Origin of the sequence: Sodalis praecaptivus (genome assembly GCF_000517425.1) — a bacterium.
In the GTDB taxonomy this organism is placed as follows: domain Bacteria; phylum Pseudomonadota; class Gammaproteobacteria; order Enterobacterales; family Enterobacteriaceae; genus Sodalis_A; species Sodalis_A praecaptivus.
This window is the reverse complement of sequence record NZ_CP006569.1, coordinates 3,965,335-3,987,874: the sequence shown is the minus strand read 5'-3', so window position 1 is coordinate 3,987,874 and position 22,540 is coordinate 3,965,335. Positions and strand designations below refer to the sequence as shown.

Sequence of the window (22,540 nt, the reverse complement as noted above, 5' to 3'; positions counted from 1 at the left end):
ATGCGAATTATTGTTTACGGTAGTCTGCGACGCAAACAGGGAAATAGTCACTGGATGACCAACGCCCAATGGCTGGGAGATTACACTATTCCAGGCTATGCGCTTTACGATCTCGGCCATTATCCGGCGGTCGTGTCGGGCGACGGCGCGGTCTATGGCGAGGTGTACCGCATCGATTCCACCACCCTGGCGGAACTGGATGCGCTGCGCACCAAAAGCGGCGAATACAAGCGGATCCTGATCGGCACGCCCTACGGCAGCGCCTGGATGTATCTTTATCAGCGGCCGGTCACCGGTCTTACGCTGCTGCCCGGAGGAGATTGGGTACGCCGGCATGAGGACCCTTCCGACGCGGCGGGTTAACGGCCAAAAAAAACCGCTCGGTGAGCGGTTTTTTTTCGGCGGTATTATTTCTTTTTGGCGCGCTCGAAAGAGGCGAGAATTTCGGCTTTGGCCGCTTCGGCGTTATCCCAGCCGTCGACCTTCACCCATTTGCCGGCTTCGAGATCTTTGTAATGCTCGAAGAAATGGGTGATTTGCGCCCGCAGCAGCTGAGGCAGATCGTCGACGTCTTTAATGTGGTCATATTCTTTCGACAGCTTGGTGTGCGGCACCGCCACCAGTTTGGCATCTTCGCCGGATTCGTCGGTCATTTTCAACACGCCGACGGGACGGCAGCGCACCACGGCGCCAGGCTGTAGCGGATACGGCGTCGGCACCAGCACGTCCACCGGATCGCCATCCAGGGAGAGAGTGTGGTTGATATAGCCGTAGTTACAGGGATAGAACATCGCGGTGGACATGAAACGATCGACAAACAGGGCGCCGCTTTCCTTGTCAACTTCATATTTAATGGGGGACGCGTTAGCCGGAATTTCAATGACCACATAAATATCTTCCGGGAGATCTTTGCCTGCCGGTACCTGATTCAAACTCATGTCGTTTTCCTTAAACTTTCCAAGAATGGCGAGACGGCTAGTATAACCGATTTTCCCCCGCGGTACGCTGGGCGCCCGCGGATAGGATCACGCTGTTGCGTCGGCCAGCGCGGCGGCCGTCCGGCCCGTGGCGCGGACGCAGAGTAGCACGGCGCGACATCCCGCGATGCCCCGCCGGCGCGCTCCCAGGCTTAAACGTTATCTGGGTAATCGCGGATAAAGCGTTCAACATCGTTAACCATGGACTCGGTGCCGGTGAAGAACGCGGAACGCTGATGCAGCTCGTGCGGCTCAATATCCAGTATGCGGTTTTTGCCGTCGCTGGCCTTGCCGCCGGCCTGCTCGGCCAGAAACGCTATCGGGTTGCACTCGTAGGCTAATCGCAGCTTGCCGTTGGGATGGGTCGCGGTGCTGGGATAGAGATAAATGCCGCCCTTGAGTAAATTGCGATGGAAATCGGAAACCAGCGAACCGATGTAGCGCGAGGTGTAGGGGCGGTGGGTGGCTTCGTCCATCTCCTGGCAGTATTTGATGTATTTCTTCACCCCGTTGGGGAACTTGATGTAATTGCCCTCGTTGATGGAGTACATCTGCCCGGTCGCGGGAAAGCGCACGCTTTCATGGGACAGACAAAAGACCCCCAGCGACGGATCGTAGGTAAAAGCGTGTACGCCGCAGCCGGTGGTGTACACCAGCATCGTGGAGGAGCCGTAGACCACATAGCCGGCGGCGACCTGTTTATTGCCGGGTTGCAGAAAGTCTTCTTCGGTCACCGGCGTACCGACCGGCGTGATGCGCCGATAGATAGAGAAAATAGTGCCAACCGAGACATTGACGTCGATATTGGACGAACCGTCCAAGGGATCCATCAACACCACGTACTTGCCGTTTTCAACCCCTTCAAAGACGACAATTTCATCTTCTTCCTCAGAGGCAATGCCCGCGACCTGTCCACGGGCTTTCAGCGCCGCTTTCAGCTTTTCGTTCGCGAACAGATCCAGCTTCATCTGGACTTCGCCCTGCACGTTTTCAGCCCCGCTGGTACCGAGGATATCCACCAATCCTGCTTTGTTGATGTCACGGTGAATGATTTTAGCTCCGAGCTTTATCGCTGAAAGTAACGCGGTCAGCTCGCCGGTGGCATGCGGAAAATCATGCTGCTTCTCAACAATAAATTCGCCTAACGTTTTCATGACACATTCCCTGAATCTCAAAAAGGACCCTGAAGCTACGGATGAAAAGCGGTATAATTTTTTTACCACTACCAGTCAGTCCATCCAGTTTAGCCTAAACAGATTGCCAGTACATCATCAAATACCGTTTCTATCAATCGGCCGGGGCGCTAGAATAGGCGGCAAAACGCGGCTAAAAATGGAAAAATTATGCGCATTCATATTCTTGGTATCTGCGGCACCTTTATGGGCGGTCTGGCGATGCTGGCGCGTTCTCTGGGACATGAGGTCACCGGCTCGGATGATAATGTTTATCCGCCGATGAGTACGCTGCTGCAGGAGCAGGGAATTGGTCTGATTCAAGGTTACGATCCGACTCAGCTCGATCCCGCGCCGGATTGGGTCATTATCGGCAACGCCATGTCGCGGGGCAATCCCTGCGTAGAAGCGGTGTTGGAACGCGGCATCCCTTATGTGTCGGGCCCGCAGTGGTTACACGATCACGTGCTGGCGCAGCGTTGGGTAATCGCCGTTGCCGGCACCCACGGCAAGACCACCACCGCAGGCATGGTCGCCTGGATCTTGGAGGAGTGCGGCTATCAACCGGGTTTCGTGATTGGCGGCGTACCGGGCAATTTCACCGTCTCCGCCCGGCTTGGCGATAGCCCGTTCTTCGTGGTGGAGGCGGATGAATACGATTGCGCCTTTTTCGATAAACGGTCCAAGTTTGTCCATTACTGTCCGCGCACCCTTATTCTGAATAATCTGGAATTTGACCATGCCGATATTTTTGATGATCTCAAAGCGATCCAGAAACAGTTCCATCACCTGATCCGGCTGGTGCCCGGTAAAGGGAAAATCATTTTGCCGGATAATGACGCCAATCTTAGACACACCCTGGCGATGGGATGCTGGAGCGAAACGGAATACACCGGCGAAGAAGGCGCATGGCGGGCGAAAAAAACCACCCCGGACGCGAGCGGTTTCGAGGTGTATTTGCACGATGAGCCCGTTGGCGCGGTCAGTTGGCCACTGGTGGGCGAGCATAATATGCATAACGCGCTGATGGCTATCGCCGCCGTTCGCCACGTCGGCGTACAGCCGGCGGACGCCTGCCGGGCGCTGGGCCGCTTTATCAATGCCCGCCGGCGGTTGGAGCTTAAAGGTACCGCCAACGGCGTGACGGTTTACGATGATTTTGCCCATCATCCCACCGCTATTCTGGCGACGCTTGCGGCGCTGCGCAGTAAAATCGGCGGCACGGCGCGGATTCTGGCGGTACTGGAGCCCCGTTCCAACACCATGAAAATGGGGCTATCCAAAAATGAGCTGGCGCCGTCACTCGGCCGCGCTGACGAGGTATTTCTGTATCAGCCGCAGCATATTCCCTGGCAGGTGAGCGAAGTGGCGGAGGCCTGCGTGCAGCCCGCGCACTGTAGCGCCGATGTTGATACGCTGGTGGAAATGATCGTGAAAACCGCGCAACCGGGAGATTACATCCTGGTGATGAGCAACGGCGGTTTTGGCGGCATTCATGCCAAGCTGCTGGATCAGTTGGCGCAACGAGCCACGCGCCAGGGCTGAGGGGCGTTAGCCCAGGGCAAAAAAAAACCCCGCGAGCGGGGGAAAATCGTCTGCTAGACGATGAGGGAATCATCAAATCGCGATGGGTTAATTCCGGACACAGGATTAACTGAGGGTCGCCGCGAAATGATGTGGGTTACAGAGCGTGTTTCACAACATGACACATTGCATAGTGCTGCCAAAAAGCATGCCCGCCGGGTGGCGCTGATCCGCCAGGCGCTGCCGCGGGCAGCCGTCCCGGTTCTGGCGAACAGATTATTTGTAAAGCTGGGCGGTGGCGTGCCAGTTGCCGTGTTCATAGGCTTCGGTTACGTGGTAGGCGCGTGCGCCCTTCGCGTCGGCCGCCTGATTCAGCGCCTGATGGATGTCGCTTGGCGCACCGTCGATACCGCTGACGCTAACGCTGCCCATGGGCTGCAAATCTTGAGCCTGCTGCAGCGAGATGGAATCCGCGGCGAACGCGCCGAAAGACAATGCGGAAAGCACCGCCATTAATGGTAACGCCGTTCTGGTTTTCATCATTTTATTCCTCATATAACGCGCATCTTTCTCGGACTGTGATGCTTATCACGAAGCTAAGTATACACTAGTAACGACGGGTACTAATAGTTTGATCATAATTATTTATGAAACTTTAAGCTTGCAATCATCCAGGTTAGAAGCAAAAGTTATTACATATGCGCAAAAATTGAGCGTATTTTGTTAAAGTCATGTAAAATCATGCGCATAAGTTGATGTGGCTAAAAGTGCGGTCTGAGCTAGCATTTCCCACTGGCCTACAGATAAAGTCCCTTATTTCTGACATGTAACATCCGATGTCACGCTATTTATCAAGGTGAAAAAACCTACCCTACGTAAGACAATGTTAAAAACCGCCGTTTAACGCATCGGATCCGGCTTTGTGCACGATGGCGGATTAGGGCGCGCGGGCGCTGTGTCTTTACCGGGAAACAGTCGGATGCGCGTCGCGCATCTGCCTAAATCGCGTGCCGATGGAGCGCGGTAGCTTCTGGGCCTGTACACGACCGCCGGCGGGAGCCGGCGCTGGCGAAAGGAACGTTAAACGTCGAAAACGGGATCATTTCCAGCCTGCGGCATGCCGGGTTTAACGCCGTGGCGAGGCGCCCGAGCGGCAAGCTTAGGCCAGCAGGTGCCGGCGGCAGCTCTACGGTAACGCCGTCGGCATGGCGCATCCGGTGCGCCGTCGGCCCTGGCGGCTGCGAACGCGAGCGGCGGTAGCGTCAGAGCTCTTGGTTGAAGTGGACCAGAATAAATTCATACAGTCGTTTGACCGAAAAGCCAGGCGCGGGGGTGGTAAAGACCGTATCATCGCCAGCAATAGTGCCGAGGATCCCTTCTGATTTCCCCAGCGAATCCAGCATTCGGGCAATGAGCTGTGCCGCGCCGGGGCTCGTATGGATGACAACCAGCGCGTCATTATGATCCACATCCAGCACCAGATTTTTCAGCGGGCTGCTGGCGGTGGGAACGCCCAGCTCCGCCTGCAGGCAATATACCATTTCCATCTTGGCGTTACGGGTGCGTACGGCGCCGAATTTAGTCAGCATACGCGAGACCTTGGATTGATTAATGTTCTCAAAGCCCGCCTCCTGCAGCGCAAGCACAATCTCGCCCTGAGAGCTGAATTTTTCCTCTTTCAGCAGCGCCTTGAACGCCTTGACCAGTTCTTCCTGTTTCGATTGATTTCGCATGTTTTACCGCAGAGTAAGCCGATTATTTAATGGATTATTATGCATATTTATGAATTTTTATGCAATGAAATTGCTGCCGGAGACAGCTTTCGCTGTCCATGGTGGGTGAAAAGCCCCCAACTTGCAACCCGCCTACAGATGGCCTGCTTCTCCATGCGCTGTCGCAATCCTGATGTTCATCAATTGTCTTTATTAGGCGATGCCTTTATGCTTTTCAGTAGAGTATGAGATGCCATTCTTCGTAGGGATATAAGGAGATTACAATGAAAGTCGCACTGCTCGGCGCGGCAGGCGGCATCGGCCAGGCGCTGGCGCTGCTGCTAACAACCCGTTTACCCCAGGATGGGGAACTCTCGCTGTATGACATTGCGCCGGTAACGGCGGGGATTGCCGTGGACCTCAGCCACATTCCCTCGCCGGTGAAGGTGCGTGGTTTTTGCGGTCCAGACGCGTCCCCGGCGTTGCTTGGCGCCGATATCGTGCTGATTGTGGCGGGCGTTGCCCGTAAGCCCGGTATGGATCGTGCGGATCTGTTTAATGTTAATGCCGGCATCGTGCGGCAGCTGGTGGGTCAGGTGGCGGTCTGTGCGCCCGAGGCGCTGATCGGCATTGTCACCAATCCGGTGAATACCCTGGTTGCCATCGCCGCCGGCGTGCTGGCGCAGGCCGGGGTCTATCAGCCGCAAAAGCTTTTTGGTATCACCACTCTGGACGTTATCCGCGCCAACAGTTACGTGGCGGCCATGAAAGGGCTGCGGCCGGATCAAATAGAGGTGCCGGTGGTAGGCGGCCACTCCGGCGTCACCATCCTGCCTTTGTTATCGCAGGTGCCGGGGATCACTTTCAGCGATGAAGAAGTGAATCTCCTGACGCGGCGCATCCGCAACGCCGGCACCGAGGTGGTGGAGGCCAAAGCCGGCGCCGGATCGGCCACGCTTGCCATGGGGTATGCCGCGGCCCGCTTTACGCTGTCGCTGGTGCGGGCGCTGCAGGGGCAGCAGGGAATTATCGAATGCGCCTATGTCGAAAGCGAGTCGGCGTTTTCCCGCTTTTTTGCCCAACCGCTGCTGCTGGGGCCGCAGGGCGTTAGCGCGCGGCGGCCGCTGGGTATCCTCAGCGACTTCGAGCAGCAGGCGCTACAGGATATGCGCGCGGCGCTCAATCAGGATATTGCGCTCGGCGACCAGTTCCTGCAGCAGTAGCCCGCCGCCGCCGTGAGGATAAGGCGCTACGATCCTTGCGTCGGCGCTGCCCTTTATAATCACAGCCGCCGGGTGCGGTCTGTTATTTGCCGGCGACGCCGGCATTGTTTTGTCGGGCGTTTCGCCCGGGCTAGGGGCATTGACGCGCCGGGGCGTAGGCTGGCCCGGCGCGCTTAGGTGTCAGGCAGGGCCGGCGCCGGTGGGGCGGGAACTGTTGGCGGTCCGGTGCGTGTGGCGCTGCCTGGCGCCGGCGAGGTGGCTACTGCTGGTGAACCGGTGCGTGTGACGCTGCCCTGCGCCGGCGAGGTGGCTATTGCTGATGAACCGGTGCGTGTGGCGTTGCCCTGCGCCGGCGAAAAGGGACGCCTGACGCCATGCGGGATGGTCGCGACTTCTGTTATGGCGTCGGCGGAGGGATTAAATCTACGCTAAACATTTCATCGCCTCAGCAGGGTATAACGATAAACTTTTCCTTATGCCAAATACTATTTCTGGCCCGGTTTCCGTGTCGAAAATTTAGCGGCAGCGCCATTTTCTTTTCCCTTTTCTCGGCCATTCGTTTTCACCTAAAACTTATTTCTTAAGAGATAGTTTATTGCATTACAGTAATAACATAGATAATGTTATAAGAATTCTATTCAATTGATAATGAACAATTTTTATTAATTTTGTGTTTTTTATTCTAATAGCTGGCATTGATCTCATTTTTTAATGCCACCTTTGATCCAATGCGCTTTTTTTGTGTTGTAATTAGCGTTACGACAAGTCTTTAATGTTATACATTAAATGTTGTCGTAATAGCGGAACGGGAATCAGGTGCCGTAAATTCCACAGTACCTGCCCAAACCGTGCGATGGCGATAGCGCCAGGCTGTCACCATGACAAGGAGGGGGATTAAAGATGGAAATAAAAAAAGAATGGATTGCAACGCACGAATTGATTGGGGTAGGTGGACTACCCAAAACACGACAGGGACTGAATCGGCGAGCCAGGGAGGAGGGCTGGCAAAAAAGGCGGCGCGAGGGTGCGCGCGGCAAAGCGGTAGAGTATGCCTGGCACAGTTTGCCGGACATGGTAAAAAAGACGCTTTCTTTAAGGACCAACCCGGCGGAGTACCAACTCTCCCCACAGGAGACGTCGGCAACCTGGAACGAAATTCATCGGCAACTTTCCGATGCGGAGCGCGATTTTATCGTCTCTTTTATCGTACGTGAGGGTGTGTTGAACCTGTTAAAGCGTCTGGACTATCCGGATGAGCCGGTTAACGACCTCAGGCCGGAATGAAATAATGCGCCGGGGAAGGCATGGCCCTCCCCGGCGCCGAGGATCAGCGCTGGCGTATCAGGCTTTTCCTATCGAGCAATTGATTGGTTTCCGGGTCGATATAGCGGCTGGGCCATATCACCGAAGGATGGACCTCCAGCACATCGGCGATGAGCCATTCACCTTTGGGCCAGGGCCGGGTGAGGGCGTTCGCCAGCGTGGATGAACTCAATCCCGCCGCGCGCGATACCGCGGCCAGGGAGGTTCCGCGTTTACGGAGTGCCGCGATGATATCCGCAGGGTGCCAATCTGTATTCCTTTCGCTCATATTTCGTTCCTTGTGCTGTAAGACAAACGCGGGTTAATGGTATAACTAACCAATGCAGATAAAACGATGGCAATGGTCATAGCCTTTAGTTGGAAAATATATAGCACCAAACTTCCTAAAAGTTTTCAATTATTTTCCAAATAAATTCTAATTTGTTATGCAGGTCGAATTCGGAATGAAAATCTTATGAAACAAGCCTGGTTCAGCACGCAGGAACTGCTGTCCGTTGCCGGACTGCCCGGTACCCGTCAGGGGCTGTGTGATCTTGCCAGGCGTGAAAAATGGAACCGGCGGCGCAGAAAAGGGGCGCAGGGGCGGGGGATGGAGTATGCGTTCGATAGCCTGCCGGCGGTGGTGCAAAAAGCTTTAATGCGCCGGGAAATGCGGGACGGGGACGACGTCGAATGGTCTCTTGAAGCGCCAGCGGAGGGGGTGTCCGTGGCCCTGGCCACCTGGATAACCATCTATCGGCAACTGACCGTGGAAGAGCGGGAGCGGGTGATTGCTTTTGTTATGCGCGAAGGCATCGGCGCGTTTATCGTACGGCTGGGGCTGCAAGAAGAGTAACGGTGGTCACCACGACAGCGTTACGCCGTGGTTTGCCGCTCAATGACGGCAATTTTCCAAAGAGATTCCTTTCCTCTGGCGATTGCGCTTTCAAGCGTCGCGCTGCACCGCCACGTGGGCCAGGCCCTCTAGCGCATCGCGGTAAGGGGAGGGCGACAGGCAGTCCAAACAGGCGATAGCTTTGTCCGCTTCCTCTTCCGCGCACCGGCGCGTGTACCCCAGAGAATCGCACTGGCGCATGGTGTCCAGCACCGTCTCCAGCAGGTGGCGTCCATTGCCCTGCTCGATCGCCTGGCGGATCAGCGCCGCCTGTTCTGGCGTGCCGTTACGCATGGCGTGCAGCAACGGGAGCGTCGGCTTACCTTCGTTTAAGTCATCGCCCGTATTTTTACCCAGCGTTTTCCCGTCCGCGCCGTAATCCAGCAGGTCGTCAATGAGTTGAAAGGCGGTGCCCAGATAACGGCCGTAATCGCGCAGCGCCGCCTCCTGGCGGGCATCGGCGCCGGCCAATATGGCGGAGGACTGCGCCGCCGCCTCGAACAGCCGCGCGGTTTTGCTATAGATAACCCGCATATAACTGTCGATTGTGATATCCGGATCGTTGCAGTTCATTAATTGCAGTACTTCCCCTTCAGCGATAATGTTAACCGCCTCAGACATCAGCTTCAGCACCCGCAGGGATTCCAGCGCGGTCATCATCTGAAAAGCGCGGGTATAGATGAAATCGCCGACCAAGACGCTGGCGGCGTTGCCAAACGCCGCATTGGCCGTCGCTTTGCCGCGGCGCATGTCCGATTCATCCACCACGTCGTCGTGCAACAACGTGGCAGTATGGATAAATTCGATTAGCGCGGCGACGGTGACATGCTGATTGCCCTGATAGTGCAGCGCACGCGCCGCCAGCACCGCAATCATGGGCCGGATACGTTTGCCGCCGCCGCTGATGATGTAGTGGCCGAGCTGATTTATCAGGGCGACCTCTGAGTTTAGCTGCTCGCGAATTGCCGTGTTGACCTCCGCCATATCCTGCGCGGTCAGTTCAGTAATTTGTTCAAGATTCATTATTTTCTATCGGTTTGTAGGTATACCGTCAGTGTAATGCCGCACACGGGACCGAATGGCGGAAAGAGTGTTACTGATTGTACTTGAAAAACGTAAGAGATAAATGGCGATGAAGAAACTGCACCTTTTTCGCTTTCTGTATGTATTCTGCACTTGTCTTTAGTGAGATTCTTGCGTAGAATTCGCGCCCTATTGTGAATATTTATAGCACGCTCCAGACGATTACAGATTGAGCGTGCGGAAAGCGGAGTTTTTTATGTACGCGGTTTTCCAAAGTGGTGGTAAACAACACCGGGTGAGCGAAGGTCAGACCGTTCGCCTTGAAAAGCTGGACATCGCAACGGGTGAAACTGTTGAGTTTGACCAGGTTATGATGATCGCCAACGGCGACGACATCCAGATCGGCGGTCCTTTCGTGAGCGGCGGCAAGATCACGGCGGAAGTTGTGGCTCACGGTCGCGGCGATAAGGTGATGATTGTGAAATTTCGTCGCCGTAAGCACTTCCGTAAGCATCAGGGCCACCGTCAGTGGTTCACTGACGTTAAAATCACCGGTATTGGCGCTTAACAGGAGAGCAGACTCATGGCACACAAAAAGGCTGGCGGCTCCACACGTAACGGTCGCGACTCAGAAAGTAAACGCCTGGGCGTTAAACGCTTCGGCGGCGAAACGGTAAATGCCGGCAGCATCATCGTCCGTCAGCGTGGAACCAAGTTCCACCCGGGGACCAACGTAGGCTGCGGTAAAGATCATACGCTGTTCGCTTTAACGACGGGTAAAATCCAGTTTGAAGTGAAGGGCCCGAAGAACCGTAAATTTGTTAGCATCGTTGCTGAATAAATTTTCCGTTCTCCGATAGCCGAGTAAAGCCCCGCACCTGGTTGCGGGGCTTTTTACTTTATTCCGCTGTTTTACGCTCACCGTTCATCATGAAAAATACGCAGCAGGCTGGACAGCAGGCGGGCATCGGCATTGCGCTCGCTTTGACCACCGCCATGTGCTGGGGCGCGCTCCCCATTGCCATGAAGCAGGTCCTTACCACCATGGAGCCTTACACCGTGGTTTGGTACCGTTTTTTAATGGCCGGTATCGGGCTGTTGCTGCTATTGGCGCCGCGCAGGCAATTGCCGCCCCTGCGGCTGTTTTTCCGCTGGCGCTGGCTAATACTGCTCGCGGTGGCGACCGCCGGGCTTTTAGGCAACTTTGTTTTTTTTAGCACGTCGCTGCAATATTTGAACCCCACCGCTTCGCAGGTCATCGGCCAGCTGTCGCCGGTGGGTATGATGCTGGCGAGCGTCGTCATTCTCAAAGAGCGCATGCGCATCACGCAGCTGATTGGTGCCATTATGCTGATAGGCGGTTTGCTGATGTTTTTCAACAGCAGCCTGCGCGAGATTTTCACCCGTCTGACCGCCAACACCCTGGGGGTGATCTTTGGCTGTTGCGCGGCGATGGTTTGGGTGAGTTATGGCGTGGCGCAAAAAGTCTTGCTGCGGCGCCTGGCATCACAACAGATTCTGTTGTTGCTGTATATTTTGTGTACAATAGCGCTGACGGTGGTGGCGAAGCCGCTGACGCTTTTGCAATTAACCGGCGGCCAGTTGGCCTGCCTGCTGTTCTGCGGCCTGAATACGCTGGTGGGATATGGCGCGCTGGCGGAAGCCATGGCGCGCTGGCAGGCGGCGCAAGTGAGCGCCATTATTACCCTGACGCCGCTGTTTACCCTGATTTTTTCTAATTTGCTGGCGCTGTTCTGGCCTGCGGCCTTCGCGCCGCCGCCGCTGAACTTTGTCGGCTATAGCGGCGCGGTCGTGGTGGTGGCGGGTGCGATGTGTTCCGCTGTCGGTCACCGCTGGTGGCCCGGGCTGAACAGACGGGCCCCGGCCGCCGTTATCAAGCCGCCCGGCAAATGAGTTATGGAGAGTTATCATGAAGTTTGTTGATGAAGCCGCCATTTTGGCGGCGGCGGGCGACGGCGGCAACGGCTGCGTCAGCTTTCGCCGGGAAAAATACATTCCCCGCGGCGGGCCGGACGGCGGCGACGGCGGCGATGGCGGCGATGTGTGGCTGCTGGCGGATGAAAACCTGAACACCCTCATCGATTACCGATTTGAGAAAAACTTTCGCGCCGAGCGCGGACAAAACGGCCAGAGCCGGGATTGTACCGGCAAGCGCGGCAAAGACATCGTTATCAAAGTGCCGGTGGGTACCCGGGTGCTGGATTTGGGCACCAACGAAGTCATGGGCGATATGACCCGCCACGAGCAGCGGCTGATGGTGGCCAAAGGCGGTTTTCACGGCTTGGGCAACACGCGTTTTAAATCGTCGGTCAATCGGGCGCCGCGGCAGAAAACCGACGGTACCAAAGGCGAGATCCGCGAGATCCAGCTAGAGCTGATGCTGTTGGCGGACGTCGGTATGCTCGGTCTGCCCAATGCCGGTAAGTCTACGTTTATCCGCGCGGTATCGGCGGCCAAGCCGAAAGTGGCGGATTATCCGTTTACCACGCTGGTGCCAAGCCTCGGCGTGGTACGCATGGATAACGAGCAGAGCTTCGTGGTGGCGGATATTCCCGGACTGATCGAAGGCGCGGCCGACGGCGCTGGTTTGGGTATTCGTTTCCTTAAGCATCTGGAGCGCTGCCGGGTGTTGCTGCATCTTATCGATCTGGCGCCGGTGGACGAATCCGATCCGGTCGAAAACGCCCGCATTATCGTCACCGAGCTGGAACGCTACAGTGAAAAGCTGGCCGCCAAACCGCGCTGGCTGGTATTCAATAAAGCGGATCTGCTTGGCGCTGAGGAAGCGGCGGCGCGCGCCAAGGCCATTGCCGAGGCGTTGGGTTGGGAAACGCAATACTATCTGATTTCCGCCGCCAATCGCGACGGCGTGAAGGCGCTGTGCTGGGATGTGATGGCGTTTATCAACGCGCATCCTAAAGAGCAGGCGGCGCCCGAGGCGGGGCCGGAAAAAGTGGAATTCATGTGGGATGATTATCACCGCGATCAGCTCATGCAGGCGGAAGTCGAAGAGGATCTGGATGATGATGATTGGGATGAGGACGATGAAGACGGCGTGGAAACAATCTATCAGCGCTGAGCATCAATAACTCTTTTCCTCCCCTGGCGGTCATGGCATCGCCCGGTTGGCGATAGCTGGTCAGTAAGTGCTGACTGGCTATCTCCGCCTCCCCCAGCCGCGATATTGCTGCCTAACCGCGCGTTGCGTCTGGGAGAATGTCTTTTCAGGCCGTAAGATATTTCCATTACGGGCCATCCGTCCGGGGGCAAATCCTCTTGCCTGCTGCCCGTCTACAACGGTAGATTGGCCCTATCGCTGAAGAATCCGCTGAAAATTACCGGTTGTGATTAAACCGTCTTTTCTTCATGTCGCTGCCGCGGCTTTCATACTACCCTGGTCACTAAAGCCGCGAGAAAGGCTATACGCAGCGCCGACTGCCTGCTGCTCGTTACATTTCACCCGTCCCACATGACCCGGCCGTCAGGATGGGCGGTACATGTCCTCAACGATGCGTGCGCTATCCCTCAGGGGCTCCCTTGATGGCAGGCCCGGCAGTGCCTGAATGTTGGCGGCATCACGCCATGACGCGCCGCGGCCCGAACGGCGTTGCGAGGTGTCACTTCGACCCAATGGAACTGAACAGGAGTCACTATGCCGAATACCCTGGATGTCAGGCAAAAAGCAGGATTGAACGCTTCTCGTCAATCCACATCACCGGCTTCACCCGGCGTAGGAACGCCACACACCCCGCCCCGGTCGCCCGCCATGGTCGAACGTCGGGCGGTGAGGCCGGCGATTCCCCTCTGCCCGCGCGGGCGTTCATCGGTGCCAGCCGCCGCAAGTCACTTCCCGCTGATGATAAATGCGCTGCTGAAGAAAACATCCCGGCCCCACGCGCGGCCTCACCACGGCGCAAAGGCGTGTCCTTTGCCTCCTGCGCCGCGGGCGGCGGCCCCCGCGCCGATGGAGCGTACCGCCCCCGAACGCCCGCCGCAGACCGATAATGACCGGCGTTCGGGCGATGCGGTTACCGATCTCGGCAACGCCGCCGCCCGCAGGCAGCGTCAGCCCGGCGGCGGGAGTCCGGCTACCCCGTCCCCCGGCAAAGCGCCACGGGGCAAAAACCGCTCTCGTCATGGCGTAAAAAAACAGCAGAAGCCCGAACCATCGCCCTACCGTCAACTACGCTATGCCGCACTGAACGCGACCGCCGGTGAGGCGGACGCCTCCACGCCGCTCCCCACCGCCGCCCTGGCGCAAGGGGCAATACCCGCAGCGATCGCCATCAACGGCGACAGGCCAGACGCGCGCGCGCACGGATACCCTACCTATCGGCGAGGATCGGAGGCGGGTTATCGCAATAACTTCCACAGCGATCAGGGCGCGCAGATAAGGATGACCAGCGTTCCCTGGCCCGGAGCCATCGCCGGCTGGGGCTGGCGCAATATGATGTGTATGCTGGCGGCCAGCGTCATTGACACCTCGGCGCAAGGAAGCAGAGAGACCCTGGTTTTTAGCGCCTGGACACCTTATTGGTCTCAGCCGACGGCGGGAGATGTTATACCTGCAAACGAAACCCTGAGCGGTTATGGCAATCTTATCGGTGAATTATGGACGGGTACCGCGAGTCGGGGTGATGCGCTTCCGGCGATAGGCACCGCCTTTGCCGGTGCGATGGCGAGAGCGATTAGCGCCGCGCCCGGCGGGGTGGAGAAGAGGACGGCCGCGCCGGGCACCAGCACGGTGAACGGCGTATCCGGGTTGTCGGACGCGCAGGAAGTCAGGGCGCCGGCTACGACGGCGTCTGCCGCTTTGGTGAAGCGCGAGCCTGTGGGCACGCCGCCGCCCGCCCAGGAGGGCACCGCGTCCGTTAATGTTAAGGGCGCGCCGGTCCATGCCGCGCCGGCCGCCCAGGAGGGCACCGCGTCCGTTAATGTTAAAGGTGCGCCGGTCTATGCCGCGCCGGCCGCCCGTGAGGGCTTCGCGTCCGTTAAGGTTAAGCGTGAGCCGGTCCATGCCGCGCCGGCCGCCCGTGAGGGCTCCGTGTCCGTTAATGTTAAGCGTGAGCCGGTCCATGCCGCGCCGCGCGCCGGTGAGGGCACCGCGTCCGTTCATCTTAAGGGCGCGCCGGTCCATGGCGCGCCGCGCGCCGGTGAGGGCACCGCGTCCGTTCATCTTAAGGTCGCGCCGGTCCATGCCGCGCCGACCGCCGGTGAAGGCTTCGCGTCCGTTATTGTTAAAGGTGCGCCGGTCCATGGCGCGCCGGCCGCCGGTGAGGGCTCCGCGTCCGTTAATGTTAAGGGCGCGCTGGTCCATGCCGTGCCGGCCGCCGGTGAGGGCTCCGCGTCCGTTCATCTTAAGGGCGCGCCGGTCCATGCCGCGCCGCGCGCCGGTGAGGGCTCCGCGTCCGTTAATGTTAAGGGCGCGCCGGTCCATGCCGTGCCGGCCGCCGGTGAGGGCTCCGCGTCCGTTAATGTTAAGGGCGCGCCGGTCCATGCCGCGCCGCGCGCCCAGGAGGGCTCCGCATCCGTTAATGTTAAGGGCGCGCCGGTCCATGCTGCATCGCCCGCCGTGGATGTGTCCGCCGCCGCGATCGTTACGGGCGCGCCAATAAACGCCGCGCCGCTGGTCGTGGACGCATCCGACGCCGCTATTGTTAGGGGCGCGCCGATAAACGCCGCGTTGCCCGCTGCGGGTCCGTCCGCCACCGCATCCCCGTTCGCCGTTGCCGTCACGCCCTGCGTCACGGGAGCTATTAATGCGTCTGTCGCTCCGCAAGCGGTGCCGGCCAGGGCTGCGCCTGCCGGCGAACGCTTTTCGGACCTCAATACACATAACATGGAATGGGATGCTATTTTGACATGCCTTGCCGAAGTCATTGAGGGAACCAAAGAGGCGGCGCAGAGTAGCGCCCCCGATCGTCGCGCAGCGGATGCCGCCATGCCGTCCGGATCGGCCGCCTCACTCCTGCAAGACGCCTACCGCCCGACCTATGACCTGATGCCGTCGCAACAGGCGCAGAGCGTGTCGCTTTTCCCCCTGGCGAGCTACTCGCCATCCCCCCTTCCTATGTCGCGACTGGCCAGTTTCATTCATCCCATGGGGTACTATAAATTTCTGTTCGAGCGTAAGCAGGACCTGACCGAGGATTTAGACGCCACGGTAAGAGCGTACTATGCGCGCAACGAAATTCGACGTTGTGAGGCGGCGGGTTGGGAAGAGGGCAGAGTGATGGCATATCTGCGTAACTTCAAAGTTCATGTGTATTCCTATGGCAAGCAGATGCAAACCATTCCTCCCGCCTTTCAGTATCTGCGGCAAAACTTGAAGCGTTTCATCCATGAGGTTGAGTTGGCCCATGACTATGTCAGGCGTGCGCTTGATATCTATTTCGACGAGATTGAAGATACGCTGACGGGGACGCAGAACATTGCCGGCGATAGCAGCATCAGACGCTATCTCAGCGGCGTACTGCATACCCAAGATGATCTTATCCTCACCCAGGCCATTTTGCGGCTACGCTATTATCTCATCAGTCTCAATGACTACCTGCGCCATCACAAAACCAATATCCTTTTCGCCTCGTCGAGAACCCCGGGCCAGCCCTTTAGCTACGATCCGACCATCCCGCTGGGCGTGACCCTGCCCAATGATGCGGGAAACAGGGTGGTGATTATGGTGGATAACGACAGGGTTGAAAAACACTATCCGATGCATGTCACAATCCTGCATGAAATTTCCCATATCCAGGCGGGCGCCCAGGATTTTCTGTTCCTGCCGAGCAACGGCCAGCCTGTGGACGTCACGACTATCCTGAAGCAGTTCTATGATGCGATTAATAATCGCAATGGCGAGACGCTGCCCTACGCGAAGACCTTCGTGAAAGGCTATGAAAATTTCTGCAAATTACGGCCCCTAACGCCGCTGGAATTCATCGAGCGGGTCAGAGCGGACAAAATGCTACAGGCCAATATCATTATGGACAACGCCGATTGTATCGCGCAGTTTGTCGTCGACATCGGTCAAGGCCGCCCCTATCACCGCAACGATAACGGCACATTGCGGCACATCGAGCACCTGATGGCCGCCATCTGCTGCCGTGATCTGCGGAAATTGTTGGAAAAAATCATCGCCAGCCGCTTGTAGGAAAGAAGAGCGTCGCCCGGCCGGCGCGTGGGCCGACCGGGCGCGAAACGACTAGTTATTCTGATAAATATCTTTATACAACCGGCTCTCGAAACGCACCAGCGGAACGCGGCGCGCGCGTTGATCCGCCGGCGGCACCGCATAGCCGGAGAGATATTGCACAAACGCCATACGTTGACCGCTGGCGGTGGTGATAAAGCCCGCCAGGTTGTAGACGCCCTGTAGCGAGCCGGTTTTCGCCGACACTTTGCCATCGACCCCAGCCTCATGCAGACCCGCGCGGTACATGAGCGTACCGTCATAACCCGCCAGCGGCAGCATGGAGATAAAGTCCAGCGTCTGATCGTGCTGACCGATATATTGCAGCACCTGCATCATGGTGGCGGGGGAAATCAAATCGTGGCGCGACAGACCGGAACCATCCACCTGAATACTGTTGCCCAGATCGATGCCCGCCTGCTGACGCAGGATCTGGCGCACCGCATCCGAGCCCGCGCGCCAGGTGCCCGGCACTTTGAAGCGTTCGTGGCCAATCATGCGAAAAACCGTGTCGGCAATCATATTGTCGGATTTTTTCAGCATAATATGCAGTAAATCGTGCAGCCGTGCGGAAGAGGATTGCGCCAAAATGTGTCCCGGCGGGCTGGGCTGCGTCTGGCGCAGGAGCGTGCCGCTCAGCGTGATATCCGCCTGCTGCAATTCGTCTTTGAGGATGGCGCCGGCATAGCTGGCGCCGTCCTGAATGGCGAACGCCAGCGGTAGCGGTTCGGCGCGCTGGGTCATGCAGCCGGTAAGGGTATAGCGGTTAAGCTCTCCCGGCACCACGTCCAGCTCGCAATATTGCGCCGCGCCGTCGCCGCGGGCCAGGGTACGCACCTGGCTGAACATATGGACCGGGTAATACGAGGCGACGCGGATAAACGCCGGCTCCCCGGCCGTCCGGGCGCTGTAGAGCGACACCGAGAAACAGTTGCGATCGACAATGGCCGCGCCCGGCGGTGCGCTAAAGCATTGCGTCAGATCGTTCCAGGGCCAGCCGGGGGCTTTGTCATGGCTGGCAAACACCGAGGTGTCGATAATCAGGTCACCGGTGATTTGTTTGATGCCTTGCTTGCGCAGCTCGGCCACCATATTGCGCAAGCGCTGTCGGGTAAACGTGGGATCGCCGCCGAAACGCGCGGTCAGGTTGCCGCGCAGCACGCCGCCCACCGGCGCCGAGGCCGCTTCGAGGGTGGTGGTAAAGCGATAGTCCGGGCCCAGCTGCAACAGCGCCGCCAGCGCGGTGAGCAGCTTCATGGTGCTGGCGGGCAAGGCCATCTGCTGACTGTGATAATCAATGACGGGCTGCGGGGCCCCCACTTTTTGCACCACCAGCGCCAGGTTGGCGCCGTCGGGCAGATATTCCGTATAGTTTTCAACCGGCGCCGCCTGTGCGGAAAGCATGAAAACACTGGTCAATCCTATGACTAATCGTAAAAAACGCATAATTTTGGGCAACGGCAATGTAACGTGCTGTCATACTACGGTGCAAACAGGGATAAAGTAAACGATGACCCACACCGAACTCTGCGGTAAAATACGTATCAAAATGCAAAACTGAGGCTGGCCTGGGAAGCAATTCCGGGGTCGCCTCCTTTTGCTTTGCGCTTGGTGAGCGGCGTGTGCCAAACGCGCGTCGCGCCAGCGCCTGTCACGCCAGGACGGCGATTATTTTAGCAGGAAGAATTTACATAGAGGTACAATTATGAACCAGATTCCGATGACCCTGCGCGGCGCTGAAAAACTGCGGGAAGAGCTCGAAAATCTCAAAAGCGTCCGTCGCCCCGAAATTATCCGGTCTATTGCCGAGGCCCGCGAGCACGGCGATTTAAAAGAAAACGCCGAGTATCATGCCGCGCGGGAACAACAGGGCTTTTGCGAAGGCCGCATCCAGGAAATTGAAGCCAAACTGTCCAATGCGCAGGTGATCGATGTGACCAAGCTGGCCCCGAGCGGCCGGGTCATTTTCGGCGCCACGGTCAGCGTGGAGAACCTGGATAGCGAAGAGAAGCAAACCTACCGCATCGTCGGCGACGATGAGGCCGATTTCAAGCAAAACCTGATTTCCATTAATTCTCCCATCGCCCGCGGGCTGGTGGGCAAGGAAGAAGGGGATATCGTCGTCATCAAAACCCCTGGCGGCGAGGTGGAGTACGAGATCCTTAAGGTGGAGTATCTGTAAGCATCCGGGCGGCGCCGCAGCCGGCCTCCGTCCGCTTATGCCCCCCGCGGGCCGCCGCTGGCTTTGTAAAGAAAAGCAAAAGGCCGCGGGTGGCCTTTTCCTGTGGGTCGGAGAGTGGCATCTTTCCATCGGAAAAGATGATGTTAGCGGGGCAGCGTAATTTTCCGCTCTGTAGCCGGCCGGTACAGCACCAGAATATTGCCAATAACCTGTACCTTGCTGGCGCCGCTTTCACGAACGATGGCATCGGCGATCAGCGTTTTGGTCTCGCGCTCTTCCGCGGCAATTTTCACCTTGATAAGCTCATGATGTTCCAATGCCTGTTCGATTTCGGCGAGCACGCCTTCCGTCAAGCCGTTATTGCCCAGCATGACGACAGGCTTCAGCGCATGGGCCAGCCCTTTAAGATGCTGTTTTTGCTTATTATTCAGATTCATTTGTGTTTTTTACTTAGGTTGGGATTGAAAACGGCATATTCTACCGCCATCTCATACATATCGCCAAATCGGCGTCCGTCGATATCGGCGCATGGGCGGCCAAATCTTTCCACCGCTGCACTCTATACAAGATAGTTGGAAAATAAGATGGCGACCAAAAAGCGTTCTGCAAGCTCCAGCCGCTGGCTGCAGGAACACTTTAGCGATAAATATGTTCAGCAGGCACAAAAAAAGGGACTCCGTTCCCGTGCCTGGTTTAAACTTGATGAAATACAGCAGAGCGACAAGCTATTTCGCCCGGGGATGACCGTGGTGGATCTGGGCGCGGCGCCCGGCGGCTGGTCGCAATACGTCGCCACACAAATCGGCGGCAAAGGGCGTATTATCGCCTGTGATATCCTGCCGATGGATCCGATGGTGGGCGTTGACTTTCTCCAGGGGGATTTCCGTGACCCCCTGGTGTTGCAGGCGTTGCTTGAGCGCGTAGGCGAGCAGAAGGTGCAGGTGGTGCTGTCCGACATGGCGCCCAATATGAGCGGTACTCCGGCGGTCGATATCCCCAAATCCATGTATCTCGTGGAGCTGGCGCTCGATATGTGCCGGGATGTGCTGGCACCGGGTGGGAGTTTTCTGGTTAAAGTCTTTCAGGGAGAAGGTTTCGATGAGTACCTGCGGGAAATACGCTCCCTGTTTACGAAGGTAAAAATCCGTAAGCCAGACGCTTCCCGGGCCCGCTCCCGCGAAGTGTACATTGTGGCGACAGGGCGCAAAATATAGTACCCTACGCTAATTGTTAACACCGTTGTAATATGAGGTTAATCCCTTGAGTGACATGGCGAAGAACCTGATTCTCTGGCTAGTTATCGCAGTCGTGCTGATGTCGGTATTCCAGAGCTTCGGGCCCAGCGAGTCCAATGGGCGTAAAGTGGATTACTCCACCTTTATGTCCGAATTGAATCAGGATCAGGTTAGGGAAGCGCGTATTAACGGTCGTGAAATCACCGTTACTAAAAAAGACAGTAACCGCTACACCACCTATATCCCGGTCAACGATCCCAAGCTGCTCGATATCCTGTTGACCAAAAACGTCAAAGTCGTGGGCGAGCCGCCGGAAGAACCCAGCCTGCTGGCGTCGATCTTTATCTCTTGGTTCCCGATGCTATTGCTGATTGGGGTCTGGATCTTCTTTATGCGTCAAATGCAGGGCGGCGGCGGTAAAGGCGCCATGTCGTTCGGCAAGAGCAAGGCGCGGATGCTGACGGAAGACCAGATTAAAACGACGTTCGCCGATGTTGCCGGTTGCGATGAAGCGAAAGAAGAGGTCAGCGAGCTGGTGGATTATCTGCGCGAACCGAGCCGTTTTCAAAAGCTCGGCGGCAAGATCCCGAAAGGCGTGCTGATGGTGGGGCCGCCAGGGACCGGTAAAACGCTGCTGGCCAAAGCCATTGCGGGGGAAGCCAAGGTCCCGTTCTTCACCATTTCCGGTTCCGACTTCGTGGAAATGTTCGTCGGCGTGGGCGCCTCCCGCGTGCGCGATATGTTCGAGCAGGCGAAAAAAGCGGCGCCCTGCATCATCTTTATCGATGAAATCGACGCCGTCGGGCGTCAGCGTGGTGCCGGTCTCGGCGGCGGTCATGACGAGCGCGAACAGACCCTGAACCAGATGCTGGTGGAAATGGATGGCTTTGAGGGCAATGAAGGTATCATCGTCATCGCCGCGACCAACCGCCCCGACGTGCTGGACCCGGCGCTGCTGCGCCCGGGCCGTTTCGACCGCCAGGTGGTGGTGGGCCTGCCCGATGTGCGCGGCCGTGAACAGATTCTGAAAGTCCACATGCGCCGCGTCCCGCTGGCGCCCGACATGGATGCGTCGGTTATTGCGCGCGGCACGCCTGGCTTCTCGGGCGCCGATTTGGCCAACCTGGTAAACGAAGCGGCGCTGTTTGCCGCCCGCGGCAGCAAGCGCGTGGTGTCGATGGTGGAATTTGAGAAGGCCAAGGACAAAATCATGATGGGCGCCGAGCGCCGTTCCATGGTGATGACCGAAGCGCAGAAAGAGTCCACCGCTTACCACGAAGCTGGCCATGCGATCATCGGCCGCCTGGTGCCGGAGCACGATCCGGTGCATAAAGTGACGATTATCCCGCGCGGCCGCGCCCTGGGGGTGACCTTCTTCCTGCCGGAAGGGGATGCTATCAGCGCCAGCCGCCAGAAGCTGGAAAGCCAAATCTCCACCCTGTACGGCGGCCGGCTGGCCGAGGAGATCATTTACGGTCCGGCGAAAGTGTCTACCGGAGCGTCCAACGATATTAAAGTGGCGACCTCGATTGCCCGTAACATGGTGACCCAGTGGGGCTTCTCCGAAAAGCTGGGCCCGCTGCTGTATGCGGAGGAAGAGGGTGAAGTCTTCCTCGGCCGTTCGGTGGCCAAGGCAAAGCATATGTCTGATGAAACGGCGCGCATCATCGATCAGGAAGTGAAGTCGCTGATTGAGCGAAATTATGTCCGCGCCCGCACGCTGCTGATGGAAAATATGGATATCCTGCATGCCATGAAGGATGCGCTGATGAAATATGAAACCATCGATGCGCCGCAGATAGACGATCTGATGGGCCGCAAGGCGGTCCGCCCGCCCGCAGGCTGGGACGATACCGTCTCCGGCAATAGCGGCGACGACGGCACGCCGCGCGCGCCGACGCCGGTGGATGAACCGCGCACGCCGAATCCCGGCAATACCATGTCGGAGCAGTTCGGCAACCGTTAAGGGTTCCCTCACGCGTCGGCGGCAAGGCCCCGGCGCGGTACTACCGACAGCCCCGCGTTATACGACACGCCGGGGCTTTTTTTTGCGCAGGAGATGCTAAGATAGCGGCCTTACAGTTTGCA

General features: G+C 57.7%; 21 protein-coding genes. 13 read left to right on the top strand and 8 right to left on the bottom strand.

Translation table 11 applies throughout. The features are described 5' to 3' along the window. A complete protein-coding gene (locus tag SANT_RS17775) occupies positions 1-363 on the top strand; it encodes a gamma-glutamylcyclotransferase family protein (protein ID WP_025423596.1) in 363 nt (120 codons plus the stop codon). 44 nt (positions 364-407) lie between these two features. Here SANT_RS17775 and ppa read toward each other — a convergent pair whose 3' ends face one another. Together ppa and fbp are read right to left on the bottom strand one after the other, a co-directional pair. Then, complete coding sequence (gene ppa, locus SANT_RS17770) at positions 408-938, bottom strand: inorganic diphosphatase (RefSeq protein ID WP_025423595.1); 531 nt, start codon at positions 936-938, stop codon at positions 408-410. Between the two features lie 191 nt (positions 939-1,129). Continuing rightward, a complete protein-coding gene (fbp, locus tag SANT_RS17765; RefSeq protein WP_025423594.1) occupies positions 1,130-2,131 on the bottom strand; it encodes a class 1 fructose-bisphosphatase in 1,002 nt (333 codons plus the stop codon). A gap of 189 nt (positions 2,132-2,320) precedes the next feature. On the opposite strand from fbp, the gene mpl reads away from it, so the two are divergent. Further along, positions 2,321-3,694: a UDP-N-acetylmuramate:L-alanyl-gamma-D-glutamyl-meso-diaminopimelate ligase gene (mpl, locus tag SANT_RS17760; protein ID WP_025423593.1), complete on the top strand. Its 1,374-nt coding sequence runs from the start codon at positions 2,321-2,323 to the stop codon at positions 3,692-3,694. A 255-nt stretch (positions 3,695-3,949) separates the two neighbouring features. Here the strand turns inward: mpl and yhcN are convergent, their stop codons facing one another. Beyond that, positions 3,950-4,213: a peroxide/acid stress response protein YhcN gene (yhcN, locus tag SANT_RS17755; protein WP_025423592.1), complete on the bottom strand. Its 264-nt coding sequence runs from the start codon at positions 4,211-4,213 to the stop codon at positions 3,950-3,952. 722 nt (positions 4,214-4,935) lie between these two features. Continuing rightward, a complete protein-coding gene (argR, locus tag SANT_RS17750; protein WP_025244748.1) occupies positions 4,936-5,406 on the bottom strand; it encodes a transcriptional regulator ArgR in 471 nt (156 codons plus the stop codon). Between the two features lie 263 nt (positions 5,407-5,669). Here argR and mdh point away from each other — a divergent pair, with 263 nt between their 5' ends. Both mdh and SANT_RS17735 read left to right on the top strand, forming a co-directional pair. After that, positions 5,670-6,608 carry a malate dehydrogenase gene (mdh, locus tag SANT_RS17745; protein ID WP_025423591.1) on the top strand — a complete coding sequence of 313 codons (939 nt, stop codon included), beginning with the start codon at positions 5,670-5,672 and terminating at the stop codon, positions 6,606-6,608. A gap of 906 nt (positions 6,609-7,514) precedes the next feature. After that, positions 7,515-7,892 carry a DNA-binding protein gene (locus SANT_RS17735; protein WP_025244749.1) on the top strand — a complete coding sequence of 126 codons (378 nt, stop codon included), beginning with the start codon at positions 7,515-7,517 and terminating at the stop codon, positions 7,890-7,892. Between the two features lie 43 nt (positions 7,893-7,935). Here SANT_RS17735 and SANT_RS17730 read toward each other — a convergent pair whose 3' ends face one another. Further along, entirely contained in the window at positions 7,936-8,199 is a 264-nt protein-coding gene (locus SANT_RS17730) for a helix-turn-helix domain-containing protein (RefSeq protein WP_025244750.1), read from the bottom strand. A gap of 186 nt (positions 8,200-8,385) precedes the next feature. On the opposite strand from SANT_RS17730, the gene SANT_RS17725 reads away from it, so the two are divergent. Next, entirely contained in the window at positions 8,386-8,766 is a 381-nt protein-coding gene (locus SANT_RS17725; protein ID WP_025244751.1) for a DNA-binding protein, read from the top strand. 90 nt (positions 8,767-8,856) lie between these two features. On the opposite strand, the gene ispB is transcribed toward SANT_RS17725, so the two are convergent. Further along, positions 8,857-9,828 carry an octaprenyl diphosphate synthase gene (ispB, locus tag SANT_RS17720; protein WP_025423589.1) on the bottom strand — a complete coding sequence of 324 codons (972 nt, stop codon included), beginning with the start codon at positions 9,826-9,828 and terminating at the stop codon, positions 8,857-8,859. Positions 9,829-10,084: 256 nt separating this feature from the next. On the opposite strand from ispB, the gene rplU reads away from it, so the two are divergent. The 5 genes from rplU to SANT_RS17695 all read left to right on the top strand — a co-directional run bounded on the left by rplU (position 10,085) and on the right by SANT_RS17695 (position 16,996). Then, positions 10,085-10,396, top strand: coding sequence for a 50S ribosomal protein L21 (gene rplU, locus SANT_RS17715; RefSeq protein ID WP_025423588.1), 312 nt, complete (start codon positions 10,085-10,087; stop codon positions 10,394-10,396). A 15-nt stretch (positions 10,397-10,411) separates the two neighbouring features. Continuing rightward, positions 10,412-10,669, top strand: a complete 258-nt coding sequence (gene rpmA, locus SANT_RS17710) for a 50S ribosomal protein L27 (protein ID WP_025423587.1) — start codon at positions 10,412-10,414, stop codon at positions 10,667-10,669. 89 nt (positions 10,670-10,758) lie between these two features. Then, positions 10,759-11,742 (top strand): DMT family transporter, encoded by a 984-nt coding sequence (locus SANT_RS17705; protein ID WP_025423586.1) that lies wholly within the window; start codon positions 10,759-10,761, stop codon positions 11,740-11,742. Between the two features lie 16 nt (positions 11,743-11,758). Then, the gene (gene cgtA, locus SANT_RS17700) at positions 11,759-12,928 is read left to right on the top strand and encodes an Obg family GTPase CgtA (protein ID WP_025423585.1); all 1,170 of its coding nucleotides are present in this window, start codon (positions 11,759-11,761) and stop codon (positions 12,926-12,928) included. Positions 12,929-13,777: 849 nt separating this feature from the next. Then, a complete protein-coding gene (locus SANT_RS17695) occupies positions 13,778-16,996 on the top strand; it encodes a hypothetical protein (RefSeq protein ID WP_025423584.1) in 3,219 nt (1,072 codons plus the stop codon). 51 nt (positions 16,997-17,047) lie between these two features. Here SANT_RS17695 and dacB read toward each other — a convergent pair whose 3' ends face one another. Then, on the bottom strand, positions 17,048-18,481 hold the full coding sequence (gene dacB, locus SANT_RS17690; protein ID WP_025423583.1) for a serine-type D-Ala-D-Ala carboxypeptidase: 1,434 nt from the start codon (positions 18,479-18,481) through the stop codon (positions 17,048-17,050). Positions 18,482-18,740: 259 nt separating this feature from the next. Between dacB and greA the strand changes: the two genes are divergently transcribed. Next, on the top strand, positions 18,741-19,217 hold the full coding sequence (greA, locus tag SANT_RS17685) for a transcription elongation factor GreA (RefSeq protein WP_025423582.1): 477 nt from the start codon (positions 18,741-18,743) through the stop codon (positions 19,215-19,217). 143 nt (positions 19,218-19,360) lie between these two features. Here the strand turns inward: greA and yhbY are convergent, their stop codons facing one another. After that, positions 19,361-19,654 carry a ribosome assembly RNA-binding protein YhbY gene (yhbY, locus tag SANT_RS17680; RefSeq protein WP_025423581.1) on the bottom strand — a complete coding sequence of 98 codons (294 nt, stop codon included), beginning with the start codon at positions 19,652-19,654 and terminating at the stop codon, positions 19,361-19,363. 147 nt (positions 19,655-19,801) lie between these two features. Here yhbY and rlmE point away from each other — a divergent pair, with 147 nt between their 5' ends. Together rlmE and ftsH are read left to right on the top strand one after the other, a co-directional pair. Next, on the top strand, positions 19,802-20,431 hold the full coding sequence (gene rlmE / locus SANT_RS17675) for a 23S rRNA (uridine(2552)-2'-O)-methyltransferase RlmE (protein WP_025423580.1): 630 nt from the start codon (positions 19,802-19,804) through the stop codon (positions 20,429-20,431). Positions 20,432-20,486: 55 nt separating this feature from the next. After that, positions 20,487-22,418, top strand: a complete 1,932-nt coding sequence (ftsH, locus tag SANT_RS17670; protein WP_025423579.1) for an ATP-dependent zinc metalloprotease FtsH — start codon at positions 20,487-20,489, stop codon at positions 22,416-22,418. The last annotated feature ends 122 nt before the right edge of the window (positions 22,419-22,540 follow it).

Bases quoted from the DNA above. Each gene is read 5' to 3' on its own strand.
- SANT_RS17775 (WP_025423596.1), top strand. From the start codon at position 1: ATGCGAATTATTGTTTACGGTAGTCTGCGACGCAAACAGGGAAATAGT.
- ppa (WP_025423595.1), bottom strand. From the start codon at position 938: ATGAGTTTGAATCAGGTACCGGCAGGCAAAGATCTCCCGGAAGATATT.
- fbp (WP_025423594.1), bottom strand. From the start codon at position 2,131: ATGAAAACGTTAGGCGAATTTATTGTTGAGAAGCAGCATGATTTTCCG.
- mpl (WP_025423593.1), top strand. From the start codon at position 2,321: ATGCGCATTCATATTCTTGGTATCTGCGGCACCTTTATGGGCGGTCTG.
- yhcN (WP_025423592.1), bottom strand. From the start codon at position 4,213: ATGAAAACCAGAACGGCGTTACCATTAATGGCGGTGCTTTCCGCATTG.
- argR (WP_025244748.1), bottom strand. From the start codon at position 5,406: ATGCGAAATCAATCGAAACAGGAAGAACTGGTCAAGGCGTTCAAGGCG.
- mdh (WP_025423591.1), top strand. From the start codon at position 5,670: ATGAAAGTCGCACTGCTCGGCGCGGCAGGCGGCATCGGCCAGGCGCTG.
- SANT_RS17730 (WP_025244750.1), bottom strand. From the start codon at position 8,199: ATGAGCGAAAGGAATACAGATTGGCACCCTGCGGATATCATCGCGGCA.
- SANT_RS17725 (WP_025244751.1), top strand. From the start codon at position 8,386: ATGAAACAAGCCTGGTTCAGCACGCAGGAACTGCTGTCCGTTGCCGGA.
- ispB (WP_025423589.1), bottom strand. From the start codon at position 9,828: ATGAATCTTGAACAAATTACTGAACTGACCGCGCAGGATATGGCGGAG.
- rplU (WP_025423588.1), top strand. From the start codon at position 10,085: ATGTACGCGGTTTTCCAAAGTGGTGGTAAACAACACCGGGTGAGCGAA.
- rpmA (WP_025423587.1), top strand. From the start codon at position 10,412: ATGGCACACAAAAAGGCTGGCGGCTCCACACGTAACGGTCGCGACTCA.
- SANT_RS17705 (WP_025423586.1), top strand. From the start codon at position 10,759: ATGAAAAATACGCAGCAGGCTGGACAGCAGGCGGGCATCGGCATTGCG.
- cgtA (WP_025423585.1), top strand. From the start codon at position 11,759: ATGAAGTTTGTTGATGAAGCCGCCATTTTGGCGGCGGCGGGCGACGGC.
- dacB (WP_025423583.1), bottom strand. From the start codon at position 18,481: ATGCGTTTTTTACGATTAGTCATAGGATTGACCAGTGTTTTCATGCTT.
- greA (WP_025423582.1), top strand. From the start codon at position 18,741: ATGAACCAGATTCCGATGACCCTGCGCGGCGCTGAAAAACTGCGGGAA.
- yhbY (WP_025423581.1), bottom strand. From the start codon at position 19,654: ATGAATCTGAATAATAAGCAAAAACAGCATCTTAAAGGGCTGGCCCAT.
- rlmE (WP_025423580.1), top strand. From the start codon at position 19,802: ATGGCGACCAAAAAGCGTTCTGCAAGCTCCAGCCGCTGGCTGCAGGAA.
- ftsH (WP_025423579.1), top strand. From the start codon at position 20,487: ATGGCGAAGAACCTGATTCTCTGGCTAGTTATCGCAGTCGTGCTGATG.